12 protein-coding genes are annotated in these 16,998 nt (G+C 70.8%); 6 read left to right on the top strand and 6 right to left on the bottom strand.

Annotation, left to right across the window (positions count from 1 at the left end; genetic code table 11):
* Positions 1 to 9: 9 nt before the first annotated feature.
* Complete coding sequence (locus ACLJPY_RS02370; RefSeq protein ID WP_410586302.1) at positions 10 to 681, bottom strand: class I SAM-dependent methyltransferase; 672 nt, start codon at positions 679 to 681, stop codon at positions 10 to 12.
* Between the two features lie 132 nt (positions 682 to 813).
* Here ACLJPY_RS02370 and ACLJPY_RS02365 point away from each other — a divergent pair, with 132 nt between their 5' ends.
* The 3 genes from ACLJPY_RS02365 to ACLJPY_RS02355 all read left to right on the top strand — a co-directional run bounded on the left by ACLJPY_RS02365 (position 814) and on the right by ACLJPY_RS02355 (position 3,580).
* Entirely contained in the window at positions 814 to 1,848 is a 1,035-nt protein-coding gene (locus tag ACLJPY_RS02365) for an alpha/beta fold hydrolase (RefSeq protein ID WP_410586301.1), read from the top strand.
* A gap of 272 nt (positions 1,849 to 2,120) precedes the next feature.
* The gene (locus ACLJPY_RS02360) at positions 2,121 to 2,507 is read left to right on the top strand and encodes a hypothetical protein (protein ID WP_410586300.1); all 387 of its coding nucleotides are present in this window, start codon (positions 2,121 to 2,123) and stop codon (positions 2,505 to 2,507) included.
* A 383-nt stretch (positions 2,508 to 2,890) separates the two neighbouring features.
* The gene (locus ACLJPY_RS02355) at positions 2,891 to 3,580 is read left to right on the top strand and encodes a hypothetical protein (protein WP_410586299.1); all 690 of its coding nucleotides are present in this window, start codon (positions 2,891 to 2,893) and stop codon (positions 3,578 to 3,580) included.
* A gap of 12 nt (positions 3,581 to 3,592) precedes the next feature.
* Here ACLJPY_RS02355 and ACLJPY_RS02350 read toward each other — a convergent pair whose 3' ends face one another.
* The gene (locus ACLJPY_RS02350) at positions 3,593 to 4,372 is read right to left on the bottom strand and encodes an FHA domain-containing protein (RefSeq protein WP_410586298.1); all 780 of its coding nucleotides are present in this window, start codon (positions 4,370 to 4,372) and stop codon (positions 3,593 to 3,595) included.
* Positions 4,373 to 4,670: 298 nt separating this feature from the next.
* Positions 4,671 to 6,449 carry a serine/threonine-protein kinase gene (locus ACLJPY_RS02345; RefSeq protein WP_410586297.1) on the bottom strand — a complete coding sequence of 593 codons (1,779 nt, stop codon included), beginning with the start codon at positions 6,447 to 6,449 and terminating at the stop codon, positions 4,671 to 4,673.
* Between the two features lie 147 nt (positions 6,450 to 6,596).
* On the opposite strand from ACLJPY_RS02345, the gene ACLJPY_RS02340 reads away from it, so the two are divergent.
* From ACLJPY_RS02340 to ACLJPY_RS02330, 3 genes are all read left to right on the top strand, one after another.
* Entirely contained in the window at positions 6,597 to 7,058 is a 462-nt protein-coding gene (locus ACLJPY_RS02340; protein WP_410586296.1) for a hypothetical protein, read from the top strand.
* A gap of 154 nt (positions 7,059 to 7,212) precedes the next feature.
* Positions 7,213 to 9,159, top strand: a complete 1,947-nt coding sequence (locus tag ACLJPY_RS02335) for a hypothetical protein (protein WP_410586295.1) — start codon at positions 7,213 to 7,215, stop codon at positions 9,157 to 9,159.
* A complete protein-coding gene (locus ACLJPY_RS02330; RefSeq protein ID WP_410586294.1) occupies positions 9,156 to 10,799 on the top strand; it encodes a hypothetical protein in 1,644 nt (547 codons plus the stop codon). The genes ACLJPY_RS02335 and ACLJPY_RS02330 overlap by 4 nt, the downstream gene beginning before the upstream one ends.
* Positions 10,800 to 10,886: 87 nt before the next feature.
* Here the strand turns inward: ACLJPY_RS02330 and ACLJPY_RS02325 are convergent, their stop codons facing one another.
* The 3 genes from ACLJPY_RS02325 to ACLJPY_RS02315 all read right to left on the bottom strand — a co-directional run bounded on the left by ACLJPY_RS02325 (position 10,887) and on the right by ACLJPY_RS02315 (position 16,493).
* Entirely contained in the window at positions 10,887 to 13,436 is a 2,550-nt protein-coding gene (locus ACLJPY_RS02325) for a hypothetical protein (protein ID WP_410586293.1), read from the bottom strand.
* 130 nt (positions 13,437 to 13,566) lie between these two features.
* The gene (locus ACLJPY_RS02320) at positions 13,567 to 15,144 is read right to left on the bottom strand and encodes an FAD-binding protein (protein WP_410586292.1); all 1,578 of its coding nucleotides are present in this window, start codon (positions 15,142 to 15,144) and stop codon (positions 13,567 to 13,569) included.
* Positions 15,145 to 15,164: 20 nt separating this feature from the next.
* Complete coding sequence (locus ACLJPY_RS02315) at positions 15,165 to 16,493, bottom strand: hypothetical protein (protein ID WP_410586291.1); 1,329 nt, start codon at positions 16,491 to 16,493, stop codon at positions 15,165 to 15,167.
* Positions 16,494 to 16,998: the final 505 nt, after the last annotated feature.

Genomic DNA, 16,998 nt, shown 5'->3' with positions numbered 1-16,998 from the left:
GGGCCGAGGTCAACGTGCGTGATGATGATCCGCAGCGCGGTTCGGGGTTGCCGTTCCGATGATCAGCGGGTGCACCACCGACGGCATCCCCCGCCACCGCGCTGTGCTCATGTCCTCGATGTCGAACCGCTGCTTGAGCAGCGCGACGGTGTCGCGGTCGCACCGGCAGCCCTGCGCGAACGCCGCCCACGGCGCCGCCAGCCGTGTCTGCCTGCGCGCCAGCTTCGGGTCCTCGGCGCGCACGTGCTCGCAGAACAGCAGCCGCCCGCCGGGCCGCAACACCCGCGTCAGCTCGGCGAGCGCACGGTCGACGTCGGGCACCGTGCAGAGGACCAGCGTCGACACGACCGTGTCGACGCTGGCGTCCGCCATCGGCAACGCGTCGGCCGGGGCCTGCACCGGCCGCATCCCCGTGCGGCCCGCCACGCGCTTTTCGAGTCGCCGGTACATCGCGGGGACGGGCTCGGTCAGCACGACCTCCGCCGCCGCGGGGTAGTGCACGACGTTGAGCCCGGTTCCCGCCCCGATCTCGACCACCCGGCCGTGCGCGCGCCGGAGCAGTTCCCCGCGCCGGCCCGCCAGGCCGAGCCGCTCCCCGCGGCGCAGGAACGGTTCGTACAGTGCGGCCCCCAGCCGGTCCCGGAGCCCGTCCCGTGACCCCACGTTGTCCCCTTCGGCCATCGCTCCTCCTCCACATCGCCGATGCGACGCAGCACATCACCACCGGCCGCCCGCCGCATCACCCGCTCGTGCCATTCGGTTGACTGGCCGGAACGGGCCACGCGGGTTCGGGCAACGGCCTACGCTCGGGGAATGCCGGGACAAGACCAGGTCGTGCGGTTCACGGGTGGCCCGGACGATCGCCCCATCGCCTGGGCGGCCGTCGGCGCCGGCCCGCCGCTGGTCGTCGGCGGCTGGTGGTGCGGGCACCTCGAACTGGACTGGCAGAACCCGTTGTTCCGCCGGTTCGCCGGCCTGCTCGGCGACCGGTTCACCCTCGTCCGCTACGACCGGCCCGGCGTCGGCCTGTCCGACGCCGGGCCGCTGGTGACTTCGCTCGCCGGAGAAGTCGCCGTGTTGAGCGCCGTCGTCGACGCGGTGGGGGAGAAGGTGAGCCTGTTCGGCGGTTCGTCCGGGGGGTGCGCCGCGATGGCGTACGCGGCGGCCCACCCCGACCGCGTGGAGCGGCTCGTCCTCTACGGCAGCTACGCCCGCGGCGCCGGAATCGCCACGGCCGAAGCCCGCGATGCCCTGCTGGCGGTCGTGGAACGGCACTGGGGCGTGGGGTCCCGGGTGCTCGCCGACCTGTTCCTGCCGACCGCGACCCCGGCGGAACGCGACGAGTTCGTCCGGTTCCAGCGCGCGAGCCTCACCGCGGAGGAAGCGGCGCGCTCGCTCGCGGCGGTGTACGCGTTCGACGTCCGGGACCAGCTGGGCGCGATCGAGGTGCCGACGCTCGTCCTGCACCGCCGCGAAGACCGCGCGATCCCGTTCGCGCTGGGCCGCGACGTCGCCGCCCGCATCCCGGGCGCGGGCTTCGTCCCGCTCGACGGCACCGACCACCTGCCCTGGCGCGGCGACGTGGACGGGCTCGTCCACGCCGTGCGGGATTTCCTCGGCGCCGGCCGGCCCGTCCGCTCGGCCGGCTTGCCACACGACGAGCTCTCCGAACGCGAACTCGACGTGCTGCGCTTGGTCGCGGAGGGACTGAGTGACAATGAGATCGCGCGCCGGCTCGGGATCAGCGTCCACACCGCGCACCGCCACGTGTCGAACATCCGCGGCAAGCTCGGCGTGTCGTCGCGAGCGGCGGCTGCCGCCCACGCCGCCACCGCCGGGCTGCTCTGACCCAGCCCGGGGAATTGGCTGGCCGCCGCCGGGTTGCGTTCGCTGCTCAGGTCCGCGGAGAGGCATGGACAGCGGTGTGGCCGGGTCGGCCGTCGATGAGCGCGATTGACTCGAATGGGGGTCGTACTTCCTGTTCAGCGGCTTCCGGTGCCTACTCGATGGTGGCTTCGGATGGAGGCGAGCCGGGGTTTCTGGATAGCGTTCCGTCGCGTGGGCGAAGTATTTGCCTTTGTCCGTGTCTTTCGCCGGTTGAGTTGTCGAGGAGAAGCGTGATGGTGAAGAAGGCTGGTTTTGTCGTGGCTGGGGTGGCTGCGGGTGCGTTCCTCGCCGGGGGCGTCGCGTCCGCCGACACGCCGCCCGGTCACCACCACGGCGGCGGCTTCGGCAGCCAGGCGGGCCTGCTCAACCTGAACAACACCGATGTCCTGCACAACCTCAACGTCACCCCGGGTGTCTGCGGTCTCGACGTGAACGTCCTCATCGTGCAGGTTCCGATCCACGACTCGCTCAACGGCATCGGCGTGCCGATCTTGTCGCCGGGCCAGGGCAACGCCGGCGAGGAGAACGGCGGCGGCGACGGACACGGCGCGGCCGGGAAGAGTCCGTACAACTGCGCGTCCGGTTCCATTGCCGACGGCGGCACCGGCGAGGGCAACTGATTGGTCCGCGCCGCGATTGCCGTGATGTGTCGGTGACCAGGCCGGGGCAGTAGCGGGCGTTGCTCGCGGCTACGGCTGCTTCGAGCGGGACGGCTACGTCACCACCGCGCTGGAGGCGACCAGCTTCGGGTGGCCGCGTCGCTCGGCCAGGCCGCCGGGCCGTAGTACTGCCCGCCGAGGACGGAGGGGTGGAATCGACCTCGGTGTCTGCTGGGCAGGTCTATTCATGTGCCCTTCATGCGCATGGACACGGAATGAGCCCGGCGCAATGTCGCGCGCTGCGCTGATCGGCTGTGGTGTGGCGCCAACCGCTCAGCGCCACGCGCGGGTGACGAGCGCGGGCGGACCTTGCCCCGGGTGAGGGCGCGAGTCCAGTCTCGCAATTGGCCACCGGGAACGGCAAGCAGGACGGGACGCCGAGCAGGACCGTCAGCCGTGCCGGCGATTTCGGCGTGCCCTCTGCTCCGCTGGATCTCGAAAGGTTGACGTCTATGTTGGATCCGCAAAGGTCGCCGTCCGAGGACGACCGGCCGCTCGTCCTCGAGGGCGAACCCCTACCGCTGCCCGCCGGGACGGTGGCCGCCGCCGACGCTGATAGCTGGTACTACCTCCGTGCGCGCTACCTGAGCGAGTCCGGGCAGGAGCTCGTCGGATACCTCTGCCCGTTGGGGCCCAACGCGACCCAATCCTTCTGGGACTACATCGTCATGCGTCCTGACGTCGCCGGCGCCTGCCAGTTCAAGCTGGAGGACACCGATGACCGTGGCTGGTCGAAGTGGCTGATCAAGGAGGACGGCAACCACCTGTGCCTCAAGGCGACCGGCTGGTACTACCGGGCCTCGGCGTACACGGCGAGGTTCGCCATCATCGACGGCGAACTGCACAACGACTACTGGCGGGGACCGGCGGGCGCGGTTTACCGCAGCTTCCTCGTGTCCTCCGGCTACTACGTCGGCCAAGATCTGGGTGATCGCGCGACGTTGACGGACTGCGCACTGGTCGCGGTGGGCACCGAAGCGGATGCCTCTGCGCCGCCCGGTGCTGCGGAGCCGCGCGCGGTCAGCCCTTCCTGAGGGGCGGGTCGTTCAGGGCTGATCGGGAAGCTCGAGCCATTCGAGGTCCATCGGCACCAGCGTCGTCGAAAGCACCAGCTCCCGCAGCAGGTTCACCGTCAGGGTCAGTCCCACCGGCTCGCCCACCTCCTCCCGTCGCAACCCGTACACCCCGGCGTCGGAAAGCCGTTGCCGGACCCGGGAAACGAGGTGCTCGACGCGCTTGGCCGTCCAGTTCTCGCGAGGCCGTCGTTCGGCGAGCTCGGCCGCTGCCTGCTGGCGGGACAGCGGCAGCGGGTGGGGGTCGTAGCCGAGGTAACGCTGGCCGAGCACGGCCAGCACGAGGTGCTCCTCCGGGGACAGCCGCCAGCGTTTCGGCGGTGCCGTCGGGTGCGTGGGGCGGCGCGTGGCGGCCCCGGGCTCGCCGTCGGAGACGAGCAGTTCCAGCACGTGCTCGCGGGCGCCGCGCAGGAACAGCGCGGTGTAGCCGTCGGCCAGTGGCAGCGGTTCGCTGTCGCGGTGCAGCAGGACGTTGTCGGACAGCCGGATCGGTGAGCGGCCGGTGTTGCTGAGCCACCAGCGGTCTCCCTCGCGCACGAGCAGCCCGTGGACCCGGCTGATCCGCACGTCTTCCTCGCCGACGCAGACGTCGACCTCCAGCCGGTTGCGCCCGAAGGTCAACCGGGTCCCGGGCGACGGCGGCACCGCGACGCCACCGGTGACGGCGAGTGCGCTCAACGTGCCCGGCACGCTTTCGTCGACGCCGTGACGCAGGCTGCGCCGGCGGTGCGGGTCGAGGCGTTCGGTGGTCACGGCCACCTCCGTTCGCAGGCGCCGATGTCGAAGCCCGCGCCGGTGGGCCGGGCGACGCCGTCGAGATCGAAAGGCGGGCGCATCCGGGACTGCCGTCCACAGTGGACGAAGAGTCGACGTGGCTGTCCGGTCCGCGGCACCGGTCCGGCGGCCCCCTCGGCTGCCGGACCGGCCACCGCCGGGACAGTCACCCCGGCCAGCACCCGTATCGCCACTTTCCCGTCCCGTCTCCTCCGGCCCGCGAACCCGGCCTCGGCCCTTCCTTTCTAGCCGGGACCGCCGGGGACCGGTCCCCGGTTCACGGCAGCTCCCGGACGAGGACCTCCGCCAGCGATCGCGCGGTCGCGCACAGCGCGTCCCCACCGGCCGCCGAGGTGTCCTCGACGGAGACCGTGGCGACCTCCTCCCGGGTCGTCGGAGTGCCCTCCAGCACCGGCAGCGCCGGGGTGTAGGAGCGGTGCACGACCTTGACGGCGCACTCCGGGTGCCCGCCGGGCACCGGCGCCACCACGGCGCTGCGGGTCCCGATGCGGATCCGGTCGCCCGGCACGTCCTCATCGGACTCGATCGGCCATTCCCGGCTGTACTCGACGGTGATCGTGCGCGGATCGTGCTCCCAGGTGCAGCCCCAGCCACCGAACGCGCGGTCCGGTTGCTTGACCTTGCCGAGCACACCCGACGTCGTCACGTAGTCGAGCAGGCCGCAGGCGTCGACGTGCGCCAGCGACCGCTGCGGGAACGGGGCACGCCGCGGCAAGGGCCCGTTGGCGAGCTTGGTCAGCACGCCGGAGAGCACCGCGTCCGAGTAGGAGCACACCGGCGCGTCCTTCGCGTCCGTCACCGCGCGTGAGGTGACGACGATCCGGTTGGTGTCGGCCAGCGAGATGGCCCGCTCGCACGAGCCGTCGTGGATCTCGGGGTACTCGATTTCGCCCATCTTGCCGGGTACCGGCGGCCGCGGCGGGTACCGCAGCGGGCCGGTCAGGTCGAGCCGGGTCTGCACCTGCCCGGTCTTGCCGGTCAGCGTGGTCGTGACCACGCAGCTGCCGAAGTTCGCCACCTCCGGGTCCACGAACGGCTCCCCGAACCCGGTGAGCGAGTTGAGCGAGATCACCGCGCACGGGTCCGTCGCGGCCGGGTCGGCGCCGAGGGTGTTCGCCCCGGCCGGGCCGCCGTCGGTGGTGGTCCACAGCGGCCGGGCCAGGACGAACCCGGCCACCAGCGCGGCCACCGCCGCCACCGCACCCCCGGCGAGCAGACGCCGGCGCAGTCGGCGCCGCGGCCGCCGGGGCGCGGGCGCGTCCGCCGCGAGCAGCGTGACCGCTTCGCCGGCGCTGGGCCGGTCGGCCGGGTGCCGCGCCATGAGCGCGGTGACCACGGGCGCCAGCCGCCCGGCGCGCTCGACAGGCGCGAACCGCCCGGCGGCGGCGCGGCGCATCTGCGCGAACGGGCCGTCCTCGCCCGGGCCCCATGGTGAGCGGCCTTCGATCGCGGCGTAGAGGGTGGCCCCCAGGGAAAAGACGTCCGAGGCGGGGCCGGCTTCGGCGCCGTCGGCCACCTCCGGCGCGACGTACCCGAGCGTGCCGGTGAGCTGGGCGCCGCCGGTGCGGGTGACCTCGGTCCAGCGCGCGATGCCCAGGTCGGTGAGCTTGGCGGTGTCGTCCGCGGTCACCAGGACGTTGCCCGGCTTGACGTCGCGGTGGACGATGCCGCGGGCGTGCATGTCCGCGAGCGCCGCGGCGAGCTGGGCGCCGATCCGCCGGACCCGCTCCTCGGGCAACGGCCCGCCGTCGTCGACGAGCTCCTCGAGGCTCCGGGCGGCCAGGTACTCCGTGACCAGCCACCGGGCGTCCCCGTCCGTGACCGTGTCGAAGACGGTGACGACGTTCGAGTGCAGCAGCCCGGCACCGATCCGCGCCTCACGGCGGATCTGCCCGGCGTCCTCGCCCAGCGCCCGCTTGAGCGTCACCTGACGGCCGAGCTCGAGATCGACCGCCCGCCAAACGACGCCCATGCCGCCCCGGCCGAGCTCCTCCTCCAACCGGTAACGGTTGGCCACGACCCTCCCCTTAGCCACCCCGGGAGTGTACGAAATCGCGTGTCGGACCGCTAACACCGCGTCACCTCGGCGCCGACCCCGGGGCGTGCGCCGGGGACCGGTCCCGAGGATTCCGCCTGATACTGCGGACGCGTCACGCAGCACAGGGGAGCCGTGAGGGGAGCCGTGGTCGAGCCAGGCGAATATCCGCAGGTGCGGCTGGCCTGCGTCCGCGGCGAACAGCGCCGTGAGTACCTCGTCAGGTACACGACCGTCGTCCGGTACTCGCTGAGCGACATCCCGGTTCCGCGGCCCGCCACCGGCTTCCTCGAAGCCACGGTGAGCTGCGGCTCGTGCGAGAGCCGATTGCCGGTACGGGTGTTCAGCCCCGGCAGGCGCCGGCGGCGGAAGCTGGCTTGGCTCGGGCTGTTCCTGCTGGGGGCGGTGATCGCCACGCCGTCGACCATCCGCCTGATCGCCCTGGACGCGCTCGGCGGAGCACCTCCGCTGCGCTACGTGCTGCCGCTGCTGGCCACCGTATCCGGTCTCGGCGTGGCGGTCGTGGGAGCCATGTTCTTCTTCACCGAAGACGGAGTCCGGCTCGCTTCGGTTTGGGGCGACGCCGGCCACCGTCTTCGGCGGTGGTGATGGAATCGGTGGAATCGGCATACCCGCGTCCCTCTTGGTCGGCGGGCGTTCGTTCCATTGAACGGACTTTCACTTCGGGTGCTTCGTGTAACGCTCGGCGGGTTTCCGCGACTGGTGCAATGGCGCTGACGGACGGCGCGACGGGGGAGGTGTTGTGGCAGCCCAGCTCCACGGCCGGACGATGGAACCGAAAATGCTGCGGCAGCTGCTGCTCCGGCCGGGGAACGGCGCTGCCGGGTATCTGCCGTCGGTGGTGTTCGAGGGCGGCGCGAGAATGGGCAAGACCGCCCTGCTGAACGAGCTGGCTCGCGGGTGGGCGGGAAAAATCCCCTATTCCTACCTCGACGTCGCGGCGGTCGAAGACCACCTCGGCGACGAGGCCCTTCCCGAGTTGCTCGCCGCGATCGCCGTGCAGCTTTCCCGGCGCTGCCCGATCTACGGGTCGCTGCGGTTCGACCGGCTGGTCATCGGCTTGCAGGCCGCTGCGCTGAACCTGGACCGGGACGATCCCGGTGGTGCCCGCCGGCAGGTCGAAGGCATGCTGGCGCAACGGCTCGGGCTCGCCACCCTCAAGCGGGTGCTCAGCGGGGTGGCCCAGCAGGCGTTGAAGCAGGTGCCCGCACCGGTCGAGGCGCCGGGGAACCTGGTGGAACTGGCGGTCGACGCCGCCGTCGACGGGATCGCCGAACGGCTGCTGACGCGGAATGCGCTCGGCCGGGCGCGCAGCTGGTACGGCCACCGCGATCGGCACGAACCGACCGACCCGGTCGGCCAGCTGATCGACCTCAACACCGCGCTGAGGCACCCGGCGCTGGCCGACGCCGGGGGCCAGTTCGACGAGCTGCTGTGCGATGCCCTGCTCGCCGACTTGCGCGACAACTTCCGGACGGCCCGGCGCGCGGGGGAATGGGCGGTCAACTGCCTGGTGCTGCTCGACAACCTCGACTGCGCGCTCGGAACGGCGTTCCTCCGCGCCATGGCGTCCGTGCGCACGCTGGACGCCGACGCCGGGGTCGAGCTGCCCGCCCCGCTGGTGATCGCCGGGACCAGCCGCGGAACTCTGCTGGCCGCGCTGCCACCCGCGGAGCGGGCCACGATCCTCGAGCTGACCAGCCTGAAGGACGTGCCGCAAGCGGACGGCGACCACCGGCTCTGGGCCCGGCGCACGCTGCCGCCCCTGTCGGTGGACGAGACCCGGAAGCTGGTCGCCGCCCTGCCGGAACCCCGCCGGCACCCCCGCCTCGCGAGCACCGTCCACCTCATCACCGGCGGGCACCCGGGCGCGGCGGCGTTCCTCATCGACGTCGTCGGCTCCCCGGCGGGCCGGGATGCCGACCCCGAGGACCTGCTCGATCTGCCCCACTCCGGGTCGACGGTCCAGGAGGCGCTGGCCGAGTACTTGTTCGCCGGACTCGGTGAAGACGAGATCGACACGCTCGTCACCTGCTCGGCGGCACGGGACCACCAGAACGGACGGCGGCTGCTCACGCGCGTCACCGACCGCGCCGGTGACGTCGTCCTGCCGCTGGACATGTGGGATCGCACCGCCACGACCACCGTGGTGCGCGCCCTGCTGCTGCGCAGGCTCGCCGGCCGCGACGACGATCACCCGTGGAACTGGCGCCGCACCCACGAACTGCTGGCGAACGGGCCCGGGCACGGCGACGACGGCGGCCCGGCGCGCCGGTTGCACCACACCCTGGCCCTGGGGAGCGTGCGGCCGGTGCTGGACGAGCTCGCTCAGCGCCTCGACACCGCGCCGTTGCCGGAATGGCTGACCCTGCTGGTGGACGTGGCCGCCGCCCCGTCTCGCGGCGCCCGTGCCGCGGCACCCACCGGCAGCTGGCCGGCGTTCCTGCCGCCGCTGCTGCACCGGCTGTGGACGGCGGCCGATCCGCTGTGCTGCGCGAGCCGCCGTGCGCTGCACCTGCGCATCGCCGGCGGTCTCGAGGAGGTGGCGAAGCACCTCGACGACACCTGTGACGAGCTGACCGATCTGATCGACTTCCACCAGACGACCGCGCGCCGCTGGCGGCCCGCTCGCACCCGGCCCGCTGCGAATCCGAGCCTGCGGGCCGTCAACGGCGAAGGAGCTTCGTGACCGAGACCGATTACAGCTACCCGGAGCGCCCGGCGACCCGCGCGCGCGGACGGCGCCGCCTGCTGGTCCTGGCCGCGATCGTCGTCCTGCTGCTGGGGGGCGGCACCTGGTGGCTCGTCGATCACCTGGCCGCCAAGGCCGCGGAGTGCCCCGGCACCCCCGGACAGGCCGGCGACGGTCACGCGTTGTCCCGGCGGGCCGGCGACGGCCAATGCATCGGCTGGCTCGTCGACCTGCCCTACGCGTTCGGTTCCGACGACACCGCCATGTCGGCCGTGGTGAAGAAGATCGTCGACGAGAACCAGCGGGTGGCCCGCACCGGCGAGCCGTACGTGCGGGTGGCCGTGCTGATGCCGATGACCGCGAAGCCGGACAGCAAGCTCGCCGCCGGCCCGATCGTGCACGCGATCGAAGGCGCTTACACCGCCCAAGCCCGCACCAACGCCGGCATCACCGCCTACGGTGACCCCAAACCGCTGGTTCAGCTGGTCCTGGCCAACGTCGGCGCCGATCAGGCTTCCTGGCCGGACGTGGTCACCGAGCTGGGCGGTCTCACGACCGGTGAGCACCCGCTGGTCGCGGTCACCGGCATGGGTGTCAGCGTGCCGCAGACCCGCGACGCCGCGAAGCAGCTGAACGCCCGCTGGCACCTGCCCAGCATCGGCAGCGTCCTCACCTCCGACGACATGACCACCCGCGAAACCGGCATCGCGAGCGACAAACCCGGGCTGTTCAAGGTCTCACCGTCCAACCACGCCTACGTCGAAGCGCTGGCCGGCAGCCTCGGCACGGTGGCGACGGGTTTCCTCGTCCGGGACCGCAACCACGACAACTACGTGCAGACCCTCGGCGCGGCGTTCGTCGACGTCTTCGCCAGCCTTTCGCTGAACAACCACCAAGCCTGGTTCAACGGCAGTACCCCACCCAGCACGGGCTCGACCGGGCTGTTCCAGGACGCGGTGAACTCGATCAGCATCGAGGACCCGTCGGTCGTCTTCTACGCCGGCCGCGACGCCGACCTCCCGCGCCTGGTCCGCAGCCTCAAGTTCCGCCGCGGTCCCTCCGCCGGCCGGCAGCTCGTGCTCGCCACCGGGATCACCGGGCTGGTCATCACGCCGGGAGACCAGCCGGGCGCCGACGCGGAGCCCCTGAACACCCAGGACCTCCTCGACGCCAAGGTGACCATCGTCGCGGCATCATCGACCGATCCCGAAGGCTGGGCCGAGGGCATCGCCGCTCCGGCGCAGTACAACGCTTTCGTCTCGGCCTTCACCACCGGCTCGGCCGGCTTCCCGAAGGCGGACCTGGCCGACGGCTACGCGATCATGCACCACGACGCGGTCGCCGCCGCTGTCACCGCGATCCACTCGGTGTACAGCCAGAAACAAGCTCTTCCCGGTCCGGCGGACATCCGCGACCAGCTCACCGCCTACCGCGACACACCCATCCGAGGAGCTGCCGGCGACTTCTACTGGACGGAACAGCAGCCGGCCAACGACCTCTGGCCCATCGGAAGGCCTGTTCCTGTCCTCACTTTTCCTGCAGCCAGCCACCAGAGCGCTCCCTACAAGACGCAATGCCAGACACTCGGCGATCCGCAACAGCTCGATCACTACCGTCTCGACCACTGCGCGGGCTGACTCGCCCGCCTCCGCCGGCGATCCAGCCAGTGCGCCGTAGGGGGCTCAACGTGCGTCCTCGCTGCAGCGCGGCACGCCCCGCCGCTCTCACGAGTCCATTGTCCAGGCCGTGCGGAACAGCCGGGTGTGCGCGATCGAAATCCCCGGGCTCAATGCGAGCGACCGCCGCGCCGTGGCCAGCGTCGACAAGCATTTCGCGACGCCTCCGGGTTTCTCCGCCTCGCGGATGCGCTCGGCGACTTCGGCCGGGTCGAAGAACTCCAGCACGGTCGCGGCGAAGAGCAGGAACGCCGCCAGCTCGCTCCCGAGGCGTGCCGCCGACGGGATCGGCTCGCCGGGCGCCACGGCCGGGGCCCACGAGGACAGCTCGTCGTGCCACTTCAGCAGCGACGGAACCGTCGCTTCGGCGGGTGTGAGGGCCGCGACCTTGGTGAGCAGGTCGATGTTCAAGGCGTCGAACGGGTCCCGCATCAGCTCGTGCCGGATCGCGTCGGTCCGCGCTTCGGCCTCGCGGCGGCACATGGCGAGCGCGGCCGCGCCGAGTTCGATTTCGTCGCCGTTGCCGCGGTGGGACACGAGTTCCCGCGCGCTGCGCCGCAGGTCGCGGGCGAGCCCACCGGAAAGGACGTAACACAGACCGACGAACGGCTTCGTCCAGCCCAGGAGGAGCCCGTAGACGATCCTCCGCGAACACCCCATATCGAGCAGCCGCACGGAAAGCACGTCGTCGAACGCGCTGTCGAAGACGTCCCGGAAAGGCGCACCGCGGCGCTCGAAACCGGCCGCGGCGTCCTCCGACACCGAGGCCAGGAAGAAGCACCCGGTGACACCGAAGACGCTTTTGATGTCGTTGAGGAAGTTCTCGACGTCCTGGTGCGAGCGCAGCTTGTCCAGCTCGTCCACACCGATCACGACGGTGTGCTGCTGCGCCACCGCCGCCAGGAACGCCCGCAGGTCCCCCACCAGCTCGGGGTAGGTCTTCGCGATCTCCTGGCGGGTCTGGCCGCGCTTGCCGCCGACGTCGAACCCGATCGCGCCGCCGGCCTTCACCGCCAATGACCGCTCGTGCGCGAAGCTCTGCTGGTACCGGATCCCGCGCAACCGCTCCACCGCCAGCTCGCGCAACTGCCACTCCGCGGAAAGCGGCAGCTCGTCGGGAAACGCCACCCGGGACAGCAGGCTGCGGACTCGGCGGGCCAGCACGAAGGCCGGGATGCTGATCAGCGCGCCCGCCAACGCCCCGAGCAGCTGCCAGGTGTGGCTCTGCCAGCCGTTCCCTGCGGTGATCATGACCAGCCCGTCGACCACCAGAGCGGGGACCACCACCGCCGGCCACGCCTTGTCCTTCCGCCGGGCCTGCAACCGGACCGCACTGCGCGCGGGGACGATCTTCACGTTCCGGACGAACAACGCGGCCGTGGCGATCATGGCCGTGCCGAGCAGCACCGTGCCCGCGTCGGCGAACGGATGCACGACCCACAGCGGCCGGCGAAGACCCAGCAGAGCCAGCAGCCCGGCCGTGACGGCCAGCGCACCGCCACCGAGCACCATCAGCCAAGCGTGGGTCCAGCGCAGCGACACCCCGGCGAACCGGGGTTCGGGCTCGATCTCCGGCCGCGCCGTCGTGTCGCCGTCGCCGCCGATCACCCGTTTGCACAGCTCGGCGTAGAGGTGCAGGACGAAGTCACGGGGCTGGTAGGCCACCGGCGCCGAAACGACCACACCGAGCCGCGGACGCTTCCCGGCCGACCGCTCGTGCTCCTCGTCGTCGGGCAGGCCGCGCACCCCGCGTGTGGTGGCGAAGAACCGCACGAGCGTCGACTTGCCGACGCCGCGCGGCCCGGCGATCCCGAAACTGCCGTCGCTGCGCTCGCGGATCATGCGTTCCAGCCGCTCGTAGGCGTCGGTGAGCACGATCCGCTCGGTGGTGACGCTCTGCCGCAGCCCGTCGAACGACTTGACCCGCATCCGCGGCGCCGTTTCTTCGGTCACGGCGGTGTTCAGGGCCGTCAACGCGCAGCTGAACACCGCCGATTCCAACACCTGGACGGTGTCGTTGCGGTGGACTTCCCAGTTGGTCTCCAGCGCTCGGAACTCGAGCGCCTCCCGGGCCCGGGGCCGGGCGGCCGTCAACAGATCCACCTCCCGCCGCTCGAGTTCCGCGAGCAGCGTTTCACAGTCCTCCAGTTCGGCTTCCAGCTCCGCGGCCAGGTCGTCAGGCAGGTCTGCGCGACGCGGCGCGACCACGTTCGTCCGGCGTTCCAGGCGCAGCCGGATCTGTCTCAGCTCGTGCGTGCGCTCGGCCGAAGGTTCCGCCAGGCTGAACTCGTCGACCACGCTGCGCAACCTCGTGACGCCTTCGACGAGCCCGTTCAGCACCTCGACACCGGCCGGCCCCGCGGCCTCCACGAGCAACTCGTGCAGACGGTTCCCCGCCGTCTCGGTACGGTCGAACTGGTCCCGCACGGAGGAGAAGAGCATCTCGCGGTTCGCCACGATGACCGCGTGGAGATCCGGTGGATCCTGAAGGGTCTCCAGCTCCTCCGTGATCTCCCTGCGCGCCCGCACGGCGGCGATCGCTTCGGCGAACAGGTCGTTCAAGTCCAGCGAAAACGGGCCCTTGGTCGGCCTCGGCATCGGATCCAGCTGTGCGGACATCACACCGGGAAGTCGCACCGGCCGGACCGGTCGCTACAAGTGGTCTCCGTGGCGTCAGCGCGGACGAGCTCGGCCGCGCGGCGCACGAGAGCTGGCGTCCGTCCCCGGCTCACTGCAGGGGGATCGACTGCGCGTGGTGGAAGACGTTCGCCGGGTCCCAGCGGCGCTTCACGGTGACGAGGTTGCGCCGGTTGGTTCGGAAGTTGTCCAGGAAGTAGAGCCACAGCGCGTTGTCGACGTTGCGCGTGGCGTGGGTGCCGAGCACGTTGTCCGGGTAGTTGTAGTACGCGCCGGCCACCGTTCCGGTCGGGTCGCGGGCCGGGTCGGGGAAGCCGCCGTACTTCGCGTAGACGTCGCGGTAGAACTCGTTGATCCAGCTCAGGTGGGCGTCGGCCTGGGTGTCGTCCGGGATGTTCTCGCCGGGGCGGGAGGCGTTCAGCCAGTAGGTCTGGTACTGCAGCTTCATGATCGCGTTGCGCTGGGGGACCGCGGTCGCGTCGGACGCGACGCGGTTGATGGCTCCGCCGTAGCTGTCGACCTGCAGGAGGCTTTGGCTCATGTCCGACGCGGGAACGCCCTTCGGGGTCGTGTTGAGCCAGCGGTAGATCGCCTCGCTCTGCTCCGGCGGGAATGCCTTGTTCATGTACGCGGACTTGTACTTGCCGAACCGGTTGGGGCCCGAGCCGTTCAGGGTCTGCAGTGCTTCGAGGTAGGTGACGTGCTGCACGTTGTCGTTGCCGGCCGGGGCCGCCGTCCAGCCGGGATGACCGCCGAGCGGGTTCTCCAGCGGTGCGTGCTCGGCGATCGCCTCGAACCGGGTCAGCGCTTCGGTGTACCGCCGTTCGGCCTCGGCCTGGTGGTCGAGGCGGGTGGCTCCTTGCGGGGACACGGACTGGACGATCATGCCGAGCTGACCGGCCGAAACGTGCGTGAGCTTGAGCAGGCTGAAATCGGTTTCGGGCATTACCCTCACGAAATCCGCGTACGCGGCGAGCAGGTCCGCGAAGGAGTTCGGGGTGAGCGACGCCCAGTTCCAGGACAGCGTGTAGATCGAAGCGAATTCCGGTGCGTCCGGCAGCCTCTCGAAGTAATAGCGCAGAATGACCCCGAAATTGCCGGTGCCCGCTCCCTGCAGGGCCCACAGGAGGTCTCGTTCGTCGGCCGACGTGCTCTTCGCCGACACGTGGTGCAGTTCCGCGCGGTTCGCCGGCGCGTTCCACGTCACGATGTCGACCGCGCTGAGGTGGTCGACGGTCAGGCCGTGCAGCCGTGACAGGAGGCCGTAGCCGCCGCCGGTGATGTGCCCTCCGGCGCCGACCGAGTAGCAGCTCCCGGCGGGCAGCGTCTTGGCGAACCCGTTCAGCAGGACCCGGTAGGCGGACCAGTTCTCGCACCCGGCCTCGATGAAGTAGGCGCCCCGCCGGTCGTCCCAGCCGGCCCGGTTCATCGTGGACATGTCGACGATGGCCCTGGTCGTCTCGTTGTAGACGAAGTTCTCGTAGCAGTGGCGCCCGGACACGACCTTGACGTCGCGCCCGTAGCGGGAAATGGCCTCGCCGACCTGGGTGACCGCCTCCGTGTCGGTCTTGGGGACGTAAACGGCTTCGAGCGCGGGTGCGAACCAGCGCCGGTCGAAGCCTTGCCGGTCGCTGAGCACGACGGGACGGGAACCGATGCTCGCGGACATGGTCAGCACTCCCTGTGGGTTCAGTAGCCGCGCTCGAGGAAGTCGGCCTGGGCGCGGTCGTCGTACTCGTGCGCCCCGACTTCCCAGTAGTTCTGCCAGAAGTTGGGTGTCTGGCCGCGCTGGACCATGTGGTAGGTCCACTGCGCGGTCAGCAGCCAGAGCACGAGGTTCCCGGACAGCCCGCTGATCGGGCAGACCGGCTCGGCGAAGCCCGGGATGTCGAGGACGCCCGCGCCGTCGCCGCTGTGCGTGTCGATGGCGGCATCCACGTAGTCGCGGAGGGTGCCGGCTCCTTCCCGCTCGGCGAAGGGACCGAAGGCGACGACCATCGCGCCGATCTGCTGGGCGTACCGGGCGACTTGGATTTCGTCGCTGTCGGCCGGGCTGATCGCGCCGATCAGCACGATGTCGCTGGGCTGGAGCTGGGTCTTGTACAGGTCGTAGGGCTGCATGATCATGCTGCCCGCGGCCGTCTCGTAGGCCTCGTTGACGAACATGTTCTGCGTGCCCTCGTAGGGCTTTCCGACCTGCGGGTGCCCGTACACGAGGATGCGCGGGTGCGTCGCGGCCCCGGCGAAGAGCAGGACGCGGTCGGTCCACGCCCGCGCCACGCGGTCGATCAGCTCGAACTCGTGTTCGCGGATCAGCGCGAAGCTTTCCAGGGCCCGGTCGAGGTATTCGGCGGCCGCGCCGGCCCCGTCGTCGGCGCCTTCGGTGCCGATCTGCCGGCACAACGCGGCCGTGCAGGCCCAGTAGACCAGGAACTGCGAGAGGCCACTGGAAGAAATGATCTTGAACTGGGGGATCGCCGGCGTCGAAATCACGCCGCAGCTCCAGGTGCAGCCGCTGTCGAGCACGCGGTCGCAGATCTGCTCCAGTGAGGTGAGCATCTTGACCGGCGCGAAAGCCCCGACGGGCGTCTTGTAGAAACGGGCGTAACTGCAGGTGATGCCGACGGTGTACGTGCCGCGGGCGCGAGCTTCGTCCGGGCCGACGTCCGGGATGGTCCCCTTGTCGGGGTTGATGAGCGAAGCGCCGTTGGTGAGCAGGAAGTCACCCGGTTTCATCCGGTTGTAGTCCGCGGAGATGTTCCGGTCGGCGCGCTGCGGCAGCACCGAGGGCTGCCCGGGCACGCCGGGGCTGGCCGCGAACATGGCGAAGTGCCCCACCAGGACGTGCGAGAAGAGCCGGCCGCCGGCGGCCCGGCATTCGTAGGCGACCTTCATCGCCTCGCGGATCCCGGGGATCTGGGTGTCGCGGATGTGACGCGCGATGCCCTCGATCTGCGTCTGGAAGAGGTCCATGTAGGGCACGCCCGCGAGCGGAGGTCCGACGGAAGAGCCGTTCATGCGCGTTTCCTTCCAGCATTCGCGGAGAGGTCACCATGGCACGCCGAAAGGGAATGGTTTATTGCGTTTACCGGAATTCGCCCGCAGTGCCGCTGGAATCAGCGTAGCAGGGTTGCCTCGGGGAGATAAACCACCCGTCGGCCACTTCACCCAATAGGGAAATGCGACGGCTCAGCCGGCTGCGCTCGGGTGGTGGCGGAGCCGGACGGACAGGAAGTCCCCTTGAGGCTCGTGGCGATCGACGGCGCGGACAGGGCCGGTTCGGGCGCGGGGTAATCGAACCGATTCGACTGACCGGGCCGCGTGGCGGCAGGTCGTGCGTCGGGACATGATCATCGTTGCGCGCAAACAGATTTGTCCCTTATCGGAAGCTCGCCCGGGTAACTTTCACGCACGCTTGGCCGTGCGGGGATTTCCGGTATCGTACGAATCGGTTCGAGGGTGCCGCCGGTACCCCGCCCCGGCAGTCGCCGTGTTCCGGACTGCGCCGCTCGAAGATGTCGAA

It is taken from the genome of Amycolatopsis sp. lyj-23 (genome assembly GCF_046549135.1).
Lineage (GTDB): Bacteria > Actinomycetota > Actinomycetes > Mycobacteriales > Pseudonocardiaceae > Amycolatopsis.
Note: the sequence above shows the minus strand (reverse complement) of the source record. Positions and strands in the feature narration are given on the sequence as shown.